We start from the raw sequence: 13,222 nt of genomic DNA, 5'->3' as shown, positions 1-13,222 counted from the left end.
GAGGTCGCGTGACGAACTCATCAATCAAGGCTCGCGTTGGTCATGGGGACTCTAATAATGAAAAACCCTTATGCTCCCGGCTTCTGGTGCGCTATTGCGGCATTGGTGTTGCTGTCGGCCACCTATTTCTACGGCATCATGCTCGCCCACCAGATCGACAAGGCGCTGGTGTTCCTCGATAGCGCCTCGGCACTGATTGCCGTGATGTCCATCGTGGTGGTGGCCTGGGCGTCGGTCCAGGGCACGCGGATCAAACGAAGACACCTCGAACAAGGCAAGACCCTGGTACTGATTTGGGACACTAAAGTCGCGCTGCGTCGGGTCGAAACCGTGTTCGACCGGTATTTCTGGGGCAGTTACTGGCAACCGGGGCGCACGTTCCAGGAAGTTATGGGCGAACTCACCGGCACCCCGCTGGAAAAAAGCCTCGAAGCCTTGAAAACCCAATGCCTGGCCCTGGATAAACAGGTCACGGAAGAGGGCTGGCACTGGCTCAACAACGCCCGCGAACTCTCCGATGTCGCCAACGCCATGGCCCGCGAACGCTATCAACTGGACTTCTGCGACCCACGTGCGGAAATCACGGGCGGGGCGGTGATCAATCGGGATTTTGAAGTGCTGGTCTATACGTGGACGGCGCGGCTTAAGAGCTTTGATCATCAGTTGGATGAGATTGAAGTGCAGTATTCGTGAATCGTTGTTGCCTGAGCTGACGCCATCGCGGGCAAGCCTTGCTCCTACAGGACGATGCGATCCTGTGTAGGAGCAAGGCTTGCCCGCGATGGCGATTTTACGGCCTCTGAAACTCTCGACCCCCGCCACCTGTCCATAGACACTCTTTCACCTTTAATCATTAAGCCCTCTCGCCCCGCAAATGCTAATCTCCATCGCACTTTTGCGCAGTCGTGACCACGACCCGTCATGGGTTCAGGGAAGACGACCACATTTTTCAACAACGGACATTGATCGGGTAATTCATGAATAAATCAGCAGGCGTGCTTCTTGGAATTGTCGTTGCCATTGGTGCAATCAGCGCCGGTGGTGCCTGGTACACCGGCACTAAACTGGAAGGCGTGCTGAACGCCTCCGTCGTAGACGCCAACAAAGAACTGCAAGCCGCGCTGGTGGGTTCCAACGGCACGGCGTCCCTGGAACTGGTGTCCGTGGAGCGTGGTGTTTTCAGTAGCACCGCCCATTACCGCCTCAAGGGCGAAGGCGAGATGTTCGGTGAAGCACCGGTCGAGTTGCTCTTCGTCGATCACGTCGAACACGGCCCGCTGCCGTTTTCGCGCCTGGCTTCGTTGAAATGGTTGCCGGTCATGGCCACCAATCACTTCGAGCTGGAAAAGACCCCGACCACGGAAAAATGGTTCGCTGCCGCCAACGGCCTGTCGCCGGTCAAAGGCGTGGTCAACATTGGCTACGACAACTCCACCAACGGCACTTTCGAATTGCTGCCGCTGGAAGTGGCACTGGATGACAAGTCCAGCCTGAAATTTTCCGGGCTGAACATGGACATCGCCGCCAGCGCCGAGGCCAAGAAGGTCAAGGCCGACGGCTACATGGACAGCCTGAAACTGACCACCGTGTCTGAAGATCAGGCGCCAGTGACCGTCGAGCTGAATGGCCTGACCCTGGCCAGCAATCTGGTGAAAAGCACCTACGGCTATTACACCGGCGAAAACACCCTCGAGCTGACCAGCAGCAAGACCACCTTCGGTCCCAAGCAGTCGATCGTGGGCGTGAACAAATTTGAAATGAAGAACCAGACCGAAGAATCCGGCACCAGCGCTTCCGGGCGTGCGGATTACAAGGTCGGTGAAGTGTCGTTCAACGGCAAAACCGTCGGTTCGGCACAAATGGCCATGAGCCTGAAAAACCTCGACATCCCGTCGACCATGTCGCTGATGCAGATTTATCAGACCAAGCTGCAACCCTACGAACAGGCCGCCGCCAAAGCCGCTGCCGCCGGTGAGCCAGCACCCGAGCTGAACCTGACGCCGGAAGAAGAGACGCAGGTGAAGGCCGGTCTGGAAAAATTGCTGGCCGCCGGTCCACAGTTGGCGCTGGAAAACCTGTCGTTCAACACGGCCAATGGTGAAAGCCGCGCCAACCTGGTGCTGGACCTGACCAAACCGGCCTCCATGGACCTGCCGCCCGACCAATTGGTCCGTCAGTTGATCGCCCTGCTGGACATCAACATCAAAGTGTCCAAGCCAATGCTCGTTGACCTGCTCAGCGTTCAGGCGCAAGCGGATGGCCAGACCGACGCCAAGACCATCGTCGATCAGGCAACTGCCACCAGCGACATGTTCAGCAGCATGGCCGTGGGCACTCAGTTGGCCACGCTGGACGGCACCAATGTCGTGACAAAACTGCATTACGCCAACAATCAGGTGGAATTCAACGGCCAGAAAATGACCGTCGAACAGTTTGTCGGCTTCGTGATGGGCAAACTCGGCGGCGCCGGGCAAGTCCAGTAACACCAAAGGCTGCACCCCGAACGCCCGGCCTCTGCGCAACGCAGACGCCGGGCGTTTTGCTGTCCGGGGTTTGATCACGGCCAAGTGATATTACGAATCTGAATAAATATTGCGTTCTTAATAGCGGCCTACATACGCGTGCAAGACTGCGCCCCGACAAGCTGGCTGGGTCCTGTCGATCCGGCTTTCCGTTACGAATGGGCAAGGGGCATTGCACCCCGAATGGCCATGTAAGGATGCTGACGAATGCCGCGTTTTGCAGGTCCCACTATTCATCGTGGCTTACGCCCCTTGTTGCGCGTTGCGCTGTGCAGCCAGTTGCTCTGGCCGGCGCTGGCGTTTGCCGACACGCCTTATGACCAAATGGTGCGCGATGCCCGTGCGGGCAATTACGCGCCGGCGCTGACCGTGCTGCGCCAAGTGCCGGTGAGCCAAGCCACCACCGGTCAGGTCAGCGATCATTTGCAGATCGCCAGTTGGGCTGGCCTGGACGCCGAAGTGGTGCAGGTTTATGAAACCCAGGGGCGCAACCGCGTGCTGCCGGTTCAGGCGTTGACCGCCACGGCGCGGGCCTATCGCAACCTCAAGCGCTGGGATTCGGCGACCGAGGTCTACAACAAGGCGCTGGCGCTGGAGCCACAGAACCCGGACCTGCAACTCGGTCTGGCCATGACCCAGGCCGACGCCGGCAAACCCGACGAAGCGGTAATTCGCACTAAAGCGTTGGTCGCCGCCAAACCGGACGATCCGTCCCGTCGCTTGGCATTGGCCTATGCCTTGACCCGCGCGGGCAACCACTACGACGCATTGTTTGAATACGACCAGGCCTTTACCCGCGCCGGCAGCAAACCCGACGTCGCCCGGGAATACGTGTTTGCTCTGCAACGTGCACGCCTGCCGGAACCGGCCCTGCGCCTGGCCCATCAACGGCCCGGCCTGATTGATCCGGTGCAGCTGCGCCGCATCGAAGGTGACCTCGCCGCCGAGCGCGTGCGCCTGGCGGAACTGGCCACCCGCAGTGAAAAAGAACGCTACGTGATCGCTGATCGGGCACTGGCCGACTACGACCGATTGCTCGCCACCTGGACCCCGGACCCGGCGGCCCACGCCGACGTCACCCGTTGGCGCATCGACCGCATGGGCGCGCTTAAGGCCCGTGCGCGCACCGCCGACGTGATCAGCGAATACCAGCAGTTAGTCAGCGAAGGAGTGAAGATTCCGACTTACGCCCTGCGCTGGGTCGCGTCGTCCTACCTGGACCAGCGTCAGCCGGAATTCGCCACCGACCTCTATCGCCAGGTGCTGGTGGCGCCGGATGCGGATGTCGGTGATCGCCTGGAAGACAGCACGGCGCTCTATTACTCGCTGCTCGAAAGCGACAAGGCGGATGAAGCACGCAAAGTCGCCGAGGACTTGGCAAAAGCCCAGAAACCTCGGGTCGAACTCAAGGGTTTGCCAGTGGGCAATCCCAACGATGAATGGATGGACGCCCAACAACTCGCCGCCCAGGCCGGGACCTACGGCGCCGACCTGCCGTCCGGTGAGCAGCGTTTGCAGACGTTGGTGGATCAGGCACCGGGCAATATCGGCTTGCGCCTGGCTCAATCCGATTTGTACCTGGCTCGGGACTGGCCACGTCGCGCCGAATTGCAGCTCAAGGAAACCGAGAGCATGGTCCCGCGCGACATGGGCCTCGAAGTGGCCCAGGCTCACACCGCCATGGATTTGCAGGAATGGCGGCAGATGGATGCGCTGACCGACGATGTGGTCGCGCGTTTCCCGGACAACCGTCAGGTCCAGCGTTTGCAGCGCCAGCGTGACGTGCACGACATGGCCGAGCTGCGGGTGCAGAGCTACGGCGGCAAGGGTTATGGCGGTGGCGACAGCGGTGCCGGTGCGGTGTCCGGCAGCAAGGATTTCGGGATCGAAACCGTGCTCTACAGCCCGCCGATTGACGAAGACTGGCGGGTGTTTGCTGGTGTCGGTTATGCCACCGGCGATTTCCAGGAAGGCACCGGCCGTGATCGCACGCAACGGCTGGGCGTCGAACGTCGCACCCGCGACATGACCCTGGAAGCGGAAATCTCCAATCACAACTTTGGCTACGGCAACAAACAAGGCGCACGCCTGGCGATTGCACGGGACATCGACGATCACTGGCAGTACGGCGGCAGCCTCGCTTACCTCTCGGCGGACACACCGTTGCGTGCGTTGAACAGCGACGTCACGGCCAACGGCGGCAGCGGTTTCATTCGCTGGCGCGCCAATGAAAGCCGCGAGTGGAAACTGGCGGTCAGCCCGTCGCACTTCAGCGACGGCAACAACCGTGTCGAAGCGTTGCTCACCGGGCGCGAAGGCGTCTACACCGCGCCGAAAGTGCAAGTCGACCTTGGCCTGGAAGTCGGCACCAGCCACAACTCCGCGTCCGAAGACGTGCCGTACTTCAACCCCAAATCCGACTTCAGCGTGCTGCCGACGGTGAACGTCAACCACGTGCTGTATCGCCGTTACGAAACCTCATGGAGCCAGCAGTTCCAGGCCGGCGCGGGCACTTACAGCCAGCGCGATCACGGCACCGGCGGCATCGGCCTGCTGGGCTACGGCCAGCGCTACAGCTGGAATGACGTGTTCGAGGTGGGCGGCTTGCTGACCGTGATCAACCGGCCCTACGACGGCGACCGCGAAACCGATCTGCGCCTGCTCGTCGACCTCACTTACCGCTTCTAGAAGAGTTTGAAGATGCCTTTTATCTCGCGTTTCATCCTTCTGCTGGGAGCACTGCTGGTCAGCGCCTGCGCCCAGCAGGCCCCGGCGTTTACGCCACCCGCCGAGCGCCCGGTGCCGGCCAGCGAAACCCCGTGGCCGAAAAACCACGTGCTCGGGATTGCCTATCACGACGTCGAAGACCGTGACCCCGATCAAGCGGTGGTCGCCGTGCGTACCGAACGCATGATCGAGCAGCTTGCCTGGTTAAGGGAGAACAACTACAAACCGGTCACCGTCGACCAGATCATCGCCGCGCGCAACGGTGGTCCCGAGCTGCCGCCCAAGGCGATTTTGCTGAGTTTCGACGACGGCTATTCGAGCTTCTACACCCGGGTGATGCCGGTGCTGCGCGCCTACAACTGGCACGCGTTGCTGGCGCCGGTCGGGGTGTGGATTGATACGCCGCTGAACCAACCGGTGGATTTCGCCGGCACACCGCGCCAGCGTTCGGACTTCCTGACCTGGGATCAGATCCGCGAAATATCCAAATCCGGACTGGTGGAAATAGCCGCGCACACCGACGCCAGCCACAAAGGCGTATTGGCTAACCCGCAAGGCAATCTGCAACCGGCGGCGGCGACCCGTCGCTATGACGCGGTCAACGGTCGTTACGAAACCGAGGCCGAGTTCCAGGCGCGGATGCGCAGCGACGTTGCGACCATCACCGAGAAAATCCGCAAGGTCACGGGCTCCAAGCCGCGTGTCTGGGTCTGGCCGTACGGCGCGGCGGATGGTACCTCGCTGCAAGTCGTTACTGAGCAGGGCTACCAAATGGCCCTGACCCTGGACGACGGCCTCGATGCCCTCGACAACCTGATGAGCAGCCCGCGCTTTCTGGTGGCTTCGGACCCGGACGGCGAGCACTTCGCCAACAGCATTGTTTCGGTGCAGGCCGAGTCGCCGATGCGCGTGGTGCATGTGGACCTGGATAACGTCTACGACGCCGACCCGGCGCAGCAGGAAATCAACCTCGGCAAACTGATCCAGCGCATGGCTGACATGGGCGCCAACACGGTGTTCCTGCAAGCCTTCGCCGACCCGAAGGGCGATGGCCTGGTGCACTCGTTGTACTTCCCCAACCGCCATTTGCCGGTGCGCGCCGACATCTTCGACCGCGTCGCCTGGCAGTTGCGCACCCGGGCTCACGTCAAGGTCTTCGCCTGGATGCCGGTGCTGAGTTTTGCCCTGGATTCGAAGCTGCCGCGTGTCATGCGCTGGGACCCGAAAACCGGCACCACCTCCGTGGACCCGGACCAGTACAAACGCCTGTCGCCGTTCGACCCGAACGTGCGGCGAATCATCGGTGAAATCTACGAAGACGTGGCGCGCCTGACCTCGGTGGACGGCATCCTTTACCACGACGACGCGGTGCTTTCGGATTTCGAAGACGCCAGCCCCGAAGCGCTCAAGGTGTATGCCGCCAACGGCTTGCCGGACTCGATGGCCGCGCTGCGCGACGACCCGGCCACGTTGCACCGCTGGACGCGGTTCAAGAGTCGCTACCTGATCGATTTCACCCAGGAACTCACCGCCAAGGTCCGCGCCATTCGCGGACCACAGGTGCTGACCGCGCGCAATATCTTTGCCGAACCGATGCTCAATCCCCAGAGCGAAGCCTGGTTTGCGCAGAACCTCGACGACTTCCTCGGCACCTACGACTGGACGGCGCCGATGGCCATGCCGCTGATGGAAAAACAAAGCCACGCGCAATCCGGGCCCTGGCTCGAAGCGTTGGTGGCGACGGTCAAGGCGCGTCCCGGTGCGCTTGAACGCACGGTGTTCGAATTGCAAGCCAAGGACTGGACCAAACAGACCGATGCCGACATCGACGGCGCGCAGCTGAGCGACTGGATGGGCCGCCTCAAGCGTCAGGGCGCCACCAGTTTCGGCTACTACCCGGACAACTTTCTCGAGAACCAGCCGGACTTGAAAACCGTGCGGCCCGCGCTCTCCAACAAGTGGAATCCATAACATGCTGGATAGACTGCTGGCCCTGCTGGTTCTGGCGATCGTCCTGGGGATTCCCCTGGGGCTGATCTTCCTGGCCACCGGGCAATTTCTGATGGACTTCGTGTTCTTTTACCCACTGTTCATGTCCGGGCTGTGGATCGCCGGCGGCCTGTATTTCTGGCTGCACTGGGAGCGGCACTGGCCTTGGCAGGACGACACTTTGCCGCCGCCGCTGGCCGGCGAGCCGCTGATTTCGATCCTGATCCCTTGCTACAACGAAGGCGACAACGCCGCCGACACCATCCACGCGGCGCTGGCCCAGCACTACCCGAACATCGAAGTGATCGCGATCAACGACGGCTCCAAGGACAACACCGCCGCCGTGCTCGACGCACTGGCCGCGCAAGACCCACGCCTGCGGGTGCTGCACCTGGCAGAAAACCAGGGCAAAGCCGTGGCCCTGCGCATGGGTGCCATCGCGGCGCGCAGCGAGTATCTGGTGTGCATCGACGGTGATGCGCTGCTGGCGCCCAATACTGCGGCCTATCTGGTGGCGCCGATGCTGGATAACGCACGCCTCGGCGCCGTGACCGGCAACCCGCGCATCCGCACCCGCTCGACGCTGGTGGGCCGGGTTCAGGTGGGCGAGTTCTCGTCGATCATTGGTTTGATCAAGCGCACCCAGCGGGTGTTCGGCCGGATTTTTACCGTCTCCGGGGTGATCGTCGCGTTCCGTCGCACCGCGCTGAACCGGGTTGGCTACTGGAGCCCGGACATGATCACTGAAGACATCGACATCAGCTGGAAACTGCAACTGGATCACTGGAGCATCTTCTACGAGCCCCGTGCCCTGTGCTGGATCCTGATGCCGGAAACCCTCGGCGGCCTGTGGAAACAGCGTCTGCGCTGGGCCCAGGGCGGCGCCGAAGTGTTGTTCAAGAATATTCGCGGCATCTGGCAGTACCGCCATCGCTACCTGTGGCCGCTGCTGTTCGAATACTGCCTGTCCACCGGTTGGGCGTTCACCTTCCTGCTGTCGGTGATCTTCTGGGGCGTGGGCAAGTTTGTCGAAATGCCCTCTGCAATTGCGGTGGATCACCTGCTGCCGCCGGCCTTTACCGGGTTGCTGCTGGCGATGGTCTGCCTGGTGCAATTTGCCGTCAGCATCTTGATCGACCGGCGTTATGAAAAAGGCCTGGGCAAAACCATGTTCTGGGTCGTCTGGTATCCGCTGGTGTTCTGGTTCATCAGTTTGCTCACCACCCTGGTCAGTTTCCCCAAAGTGCTGTTCGGGCAACATCAGAAACGCGCGCGTTGGGTCAGCCCGGATCGGGGTATCAAGCCGCTGGACGATGAGGAAGAGGTCATCCAATGAAAATTATCAGAACCCGGCAGCGGCCTTTTCTGGTCGTGATCGATGCCTTCTTCACGGTGCTGGCCTGGATCGGTCTGCTCTATTTGCTGGTGCGCGGGTTGTGGCCGCTGATCGATACCCACGACGGGCCACGCATCGATGCGTCGGTGTTCGACGCGCTCGGCACCTTGCAGATTTATTTGTGGGTGGCGGTGTTGAACGCGGTGATCCTGATTTCCTGGGCGCGTTACCAACATCGCAAAAGCAAAAGCTTCGCCCAGCGCCGGTTGCCGGCACCCGTGGTGGATGATCATGGGTTGAGCAAAAGCTTCAAGTTGAGCGGTGATCGGTTGGAGAAACTGCGCACGCCAGGCTCGATGACGATTCACAACAATCAGGATGGCGATGTCAGCCATGTGATTACTCACTACTTCCCGATTGATCCCGCGTTGCATCCGTCACCGTTGGCGCCGCTGGAACATCCGCTGGTGATTCGATTGCCGGCTGAGGATGACGACAATCGGCAACCCGTCGGCCATCTCTAAATTCGACACGGACCCTTGTAGGAGCAAGGCTTGCCCGCGATGGCGATTTTACGGACGCCATCGCGGGCAAGCCTTGCTCCTACAGATGGGGTTCGATTCAACGTCAATTCAGATCCCGCACCAGCCGCCAAGCCTCATCCACCGGCAACGGCTGTTTCATCCGCTCGGCCAGCATCGCCATCGCCCGCTCTTCTTCGCAGGCCACCGCAGCCACTACCACCCCGTGCTTGCCGAACAGGCCAATAAACGGCGGATGGTCAGGATCACCCTTGAACTCGACCTCATCCCAACTTTCGGCATGGCCAAGGTAGTCGTAGTTTTTGCCAAAGTGCCAGGTCCAGAAATACGGCACATCGAGATAATGTTCATCGCCGCCGAGCATGTTCGTGGCTGCGATCCGCGCCTGTTGCTGCGCCAGACGCCAGTGCTCGATCCGTTGCGGCTGGCCGTTGAGCGGGAAGGTGGCGATATCACCGACCGCCCACAGCCCATCGGCCAAACGCATCCCGCCGTCGACCTTCAACGATTGGTCTTTTTCCTTCGGCAGGTCGGCAAACACCGCTGTGGCCGGGCTGACGCCGATACCGACCAGCACCAGATCCGCCGGCAAGCGTTGGCCGTTGTCCAGAAGCACCGCTTCGACCTTGCCTGTGCCCTCGATGGACGCTGCTTCACCTTCGGTGTGAAACACCACGCCATGGGCCTCATGCAGGGCGCGAATCGCCTTACCGACGTTTTCGCCAAATTGGGCGGCGAAGGGCACGGCGTGCCGGGCCAGCACGGTCACGTCCAAACCATAGGTGCGCAGGGCCGAAGCGGATTCCAGGGCGATAAAACTGTCGCCGATGATCACTGCTTTTTGCCCGGGTTTGGCCGCGTCGAGAATCTGTTTTGCCTGATCTTTCGAGCGCAGCACAAAGACCTGCGGCAGGTCGGCGCCCGGCAGTTCCAGAGGTTTTGGTATCCCGCCAGTCGCCAGCAACGCCGCGTCGTAGCCAAGGGTTTGTCCGTCGGCCAGTTTTAAGGTTTTGTCCTGCGCGTTGAGGCTCGCCACTTCGCCCCGGATGCGTTCGATGCGTTGTTTGCCATAAAAGGCGTCATCGCGCAGGGGCGGGACTTCTTCCGGCGGCATTTCCCCGGCGATCACGAATTTGCTCAGCACGGTGCGGTCGTAGCCGGCGTCGGCTTCTCGGTCGATCAGCTGGATCCGGCCGCCGAAGCCTTTCTCACGCAAGGCGGCCGCTGCGGCGGTGCCTGCGGCGCCAGCACCGACGATGACAAAAATTCGCTCATCGTCTGCGGGCGGCGTATGGGCATCGACCATCGGCTGGTCGTCGACCCAGACTTCGTCTTCGCGCATTTCAAGCGGATAACGCTGGAGCCCATCCAATGACGGTGGCTCGCACAGCGCCCCGTCCTCGATTCGGTAGGCTGCCTTGTGCCACGGACAGATCAGCCGCCCATGACACAGCGCCCCCTCGGCGAGCGGCGCCCCGGCGTGGGGGCATTCGCCCTGGAAGGCGCGCAATTGATCACCGACCCGCAGCAAAACAATTTTGGTGTCATTGATCCGGACCTCAAGGCCCCGGTTTTCCGGCACATCGGCGAAACGGGCAACGCGGTGCAGGGCCATGAGCGCTCTCCAGGCAGGGGTTTCTCTATTGAGTTTGGCCCTTATCCCGAGGTTCAGCTCAATTGACACTGCCACCGCGCGAACGGTCCGGCTATAGTCTGCCAGCCGACGACGGCCCAACCCCGCACAAGGTGCTCCGGTAATGACCCGATTGACCTCTCTGAACCCTTGGCTGGCGGCCGTTGCAGTCGCCCTTTGCGTGCAATTGCCCGTGCAGGCCCAGGAGCGTTTCACCCTCAATATCCCAGGTGTCACCGACGATCGACTGTTTACGTCGGCAGCGGCCAGCGATGCGCCCAACTGCGGCGGGCACAACCAGTCCCCGGCCCTGAACTGGAACGCCGGCCCGACAGGCACCCTCAGCTATGCGATCGTCATGCACGACCCCGATGGCGCGAAAGGCCAGGGCGTTGATCATTGGGTGCATTACGGCATCAAGGCGACCACCCACCAGATTCCGGCCGGTGTCGGTGCGAAAGGTGCCCTCGAAGGCGTCGGTGGCACCAACGTCAAAGGCACCACCACCTACGTCGGCCCTTGCCCGCCGGCCGGCGACAGCGCGCACCACTACATCATCCAGATCTACGCCCTGGACCTGGCTCCGGACGCCTTGCCCGCCGGCCTGACCCGCGCGCAATTGCTGGAAAAAATCAAAGACCACGTGTTGCGCAACAGCAGCGTAGTGCGGCGTTATCACCGCTGAAGATTTTTTCTTAGCGGTTTAACCCGAACCGGGCGGGCTGTCCGTCTCAGAGGATGAATGGATCAATTTCCTCCTGAGGTCAGCCCCCATGTCCCTCCCTCTGCATGTCCTGCGCCCGGCCGCCCATGGTTTCGCCATTGGGCTGCTGCTGGCGGTTGCTGGTTGTGGTGTTTCGTCCACGCCTGATTCGGCTGTCGTGGCGCCGCCGTCACCGTCACCGGCTCAAGGTGAGTTGAAAACTGAAGCGATCAGGGCGGATGCCACGATGGCCAAGCGCAGTGTGCGTGCGGCGCCGATCGCCAGTTTTGCACCGATGTCTGAAGCCGCTCCGCCCGGCTATCGGGATGAGCAGCGCGAGCAGTATCAGGCGTTGGCCGACAACCCGATCCACAGCGTCGCCGAAGCGCCGGTTTCGACCTTCAGCGCCGACGTCGATACCGGCGCCTACGCCAACGTCCGCCGATTGCTGAATCAGGGGCGTTTGCCCCCCGAAGGCGCGGTGCGGCTGGAGGAGATGGTCAATTACTTTCCCTACGATTACGCCCTGCCCACCGATGGCTCGCCGTTTGGCGTGACCACCGAGTTGGCGCCGTCGCCGTGGAACCCGCATACCCGATTGCTGCGCATCGGTATCAAGGCTTCGGACCGAGCGGTGGCCGAGTTGGCCCCGGCGAATCTGGTGTTTCTGGTGGACGTCTCCGGCTCGATGGATCGGCGCGAAGGCTTGCCCTTGGTCAAAAGCACGTTGAAGTTGCTGGTTGATCAGTTGCGCGAACAGGATCGAGTGTCGTTGGTGGTCTACGCCGGCGAATCCCGTGTCGTGCTTGAGCCCACTTCCGGACGGGAAAAAGCGAAGATTCGTACAGCCATCGACCAATTGACTGCGGGCGGCTCCACCGCCGGGGCGTCGGGCATCGAACTGGCCTATCAAATGGCGCAACAGGCGTTTATCCCCAAAGGCATCAACCGCATCCTGCTGGCCACCGACGGCGACTTCAACGTCGGCATCAGCGACTTCGACAGCCTCAAACAAATGGCTGTGGATAAACGCAAGACCGGCATTTCCCTGACCACCCTGGGTTTTGGTGTGGATAACTACAATGAACACCTGATGGAACAACTGGCCGATGCCGGCGACGGTAATTACGCCTACATCGACAACCTGCGTGAAGCGCGCAAGGTGCTGGTGGATCAACTCGGCTCGACCCTCGATGTGGTGGCGAAGAACGTGAAGTTGCAGGTGGAATTCAACCCGGCGCAGGTCAGTGAATATCGGCTGTTGGGGTATGAGAATCGCGCGTTGAAGCGTGAGGATTTCAACAACGACAAAGTCGATGCCGGTGAAATTGGGGCAGGGCATACGGTGACGGCGTTGTATGAAATTGTCCCTGCTGGTGAGAAAGGCTGGTTGGAGCCGTTGCGGTATGGTGATGCAGCGTCAGTCACTTCCGGGAAATCCGGCGAAATGGCCATGTTGCGTGTGCGATATCAGCTGCCGGAGGGTGGGAATAGTCGTCTGATTGAGCGGCCGATTGCTGCCAGTTCAGCACCTGCCAGCGATGATTTGCGATTCGCGGCGGCCGTGGCGGCGTTTTCCCAGCAATTGAAGGACGGCCGCTACACCGGTGACTTCAGCCTCAAAGACACCGAAGCCTTGGCCCGTGGCGCTCGGGGCGATGATCGCTTTGGTTTGCGCGCCGAGTTCGTGCAACTGGTCGAGTTGGCCCAGAGCCTGCGGACGTCCACGGCATCGAATCAAATGCCCAATGCCAACCGAATCGAGTGAAA

General features: G+C 61.3%; 9 protein-coding genes. 8 read left to right on the top strand and 1 reads right to left on the bottom strand.

Translation table 11 applies throughout. The features are described 5' to 3' along the window. The first annotated feature begins 57 nt into the window (after positions 1-57). From BK667_RS27990 to pgaD, 6 genes are all read left to right on the top strand, one after another. Positions 58-693: an NADH:ubiquinone oxidoreductase subunit N gene (locus tag BK667_RS27990; RefSeq protein ID WP_123516001.1), complete on the top strand. Its 636-nt coding sequence runs from the start codon at positions 58-60 to the stop codon at positions 691-693. A 284-nt stretch (positions 694-977) separates the two neighbouring features. Further along, positions 978-2,483, top strand: coding sequence for a YdgA family protein (locus BK667_RS27985; RefSeq protein WP_123599516.1), 1,506 nt, complete (start codon positions 978-980; stop codon positions 2,481-2,483). A 246-nt stretch (positions 2,484-2,729) separates the two neighbouring features. Beyond that, entirely contained in the window at positions 2,730-5,210 is a 2,481-nt protein-coding gene (gene pgaA, locus BK667_RS27980) for a poly-beta-1,6 N-acetyl-D-glucosamine export porin PgaA (RefSeq protein ID WP_123599515.1), read from the top strand. A gap of 12 nt (positions 5,211-5,222) precedes the next feature. Beyond that, on the top strand, positions 5,223-7,220 hold the full coding sequence (gene pgaB / locus BK667_RS27975; protein WP_123599514.1) for a poly-beta-1,6-N-acetyl-D-glucosamine N-deacetylase PgaB: 1,998 nt from the start codon (positions 5,223-5,225) through the stop codon (positions 7,218-7,220). Position 7,221: 1 nt separating this feature from the next. Further along, complete coding sequence (gene pgaC / locus BK667_RS27970) at positions 7,222-8,574, top strand: poly-beta-1,6-N-acetyl-D-glucosamine synthase (RefSeq protein WP_123599513.1); 1,353 nt, start codon at positions 7,222-7,224, stop codon at positions 8,572-8,574. Next, positions 8,571-9,098 carry a poly-beta-1,6-N-acetyl-D-glucosamine biosynthesis protein PgaD gene (gene pgaD, locus BK667_RS27965; protein WP_123599512.1) on the top strand — a complete coding sequence of 176 codons (528 nt, stop codon included), beginning with the start codon at positions 8,571-8,573 and terminating at the stop codon, positions 9,096-9,098. The genes pgaC and pgaD overlap by 4 nt, the downstream gene beginning before the upstream one ends. A gap of 103 nt (positions 9,099-9,201) precedes the next feature. Here the strand turns inward: pgaD and BK667_RS27960 are convergent, their stop codons facing one another. Then, a complete protein-coding gene (locus tag BK667_RS27960) occupies positions 9,202-10,731 on the bottom strand; it encodes an FAD-dependent oxidoreductase (RefSeq protein WP_123599511.1) in 1,530 nt (509 codons plus the stop codon). A gap of 142 nt (positions 10,732-10,873) precedes the next feature. Between BK667_RS27960 and BK667_RS27955 the strand changes: the two genes are divergently transcribed. Together BK667_RS27955 and BK667_RS27950 are read left to right on the top strand one after the other, a co-directional pair. Then, positions 10,874-11,434, top strand: a complete 561-nt coding sequence (locus BK667_RS27955; RefSeq protein WP_123599510.1) for a YbhB/YbcL family Raf kinase inhibitor-like protein — start codon at positions 10,874-10,876, stop codon at positions 11,432-11,434. Positions 11,435-11,522: 88 nt separating this feature from the next. Then, a complete protein-coding gene (locus tag BK667_RS27950; protein WP_123599509.1) occupies positions 11,523-13,220 on the top strand; it encodes a vWA domain-containing protein in 1,698 nt (565 codons plus the stop codon). Positions 13,221-13,222 lie beyond the last annotated feature (2 nt).

This window comes from Pseudomonas frederiksbergensis, assembly GCF_003732705.1.
Classification (GTDB): Bacteria; Pseudomonadota; Gammaproteobacteria; order Pseudomonadales; family Pseudomonadaceae; genus Aquipseudomonas; species Aquipseudomonas frederiksbergensis_F.
The sequence above is the reverse complement of the archived record's forward strand: the minus strand, read 5'-3'. Positions and strand labels throughout refer to the sequence as shown.

Coding starts and splice junctions, on each gene's coding strand:
- BK667_RS27990 (WP_123516001.1), top strand. CDS start 58: ATGAAAAACCCTTATGCTCCCGGCTTCTGGTGCGCTATTGCGGCATTG.
- BK667_RS27985 (WP_123599516.1), top strand. CDS start 978: ATGAATAAATCAGCAGGCGTGCTTCTTGGAATTGTCGTTGCCATTGGT.
- pgaA (WP_123599515.1), top strand. CDS start 2,730: ATGCCGCGTTTTGCAGGTCCCACTATTCATCGTGGCTTACGCCCCTTG.
- pgaB (WP_123599514.1), top strand. CDS start 5,223: ATGCCTTTTATCTCGCGTTTCATCCTTCTGCTGGGAGCACTGCTGGTC.
- pgaC (WP_123599513.1), top strand. CDS start 7,222: ATGCTGGATAGACTGCTGGCCCTGCTGGTTCTGGCGATCGTCCTGGGG.
- pgaD (WP_123599512.1), top strand. CDS start 8,571: ATGAAAATTATCAGAACCCGGCAGCGGCCTTTTCTGGTCGTGATCGAT.
- BK667_RS27960 (WP_123599511.1), bottom strand. CDS start 10,731: ATGGCCCTGCACCGCGTTGCCCGTTTCGCCGATGTGCCGGAAAACCGG.
- BK667_RS27955 (WP_123599510.1), top strand. CDS start 10,874: ATGACCCGATTGACCTCTCTGAACCCTTGGCTGGCGGCCGTTGCAGTC.
- BK667_RS27950 (WP_123599509.1), top strand. CDS start 11,523: ATGTCCCTCCCTCTGCATGTCCTGCGCCCGGCCGCCCATGGTTTCGCC.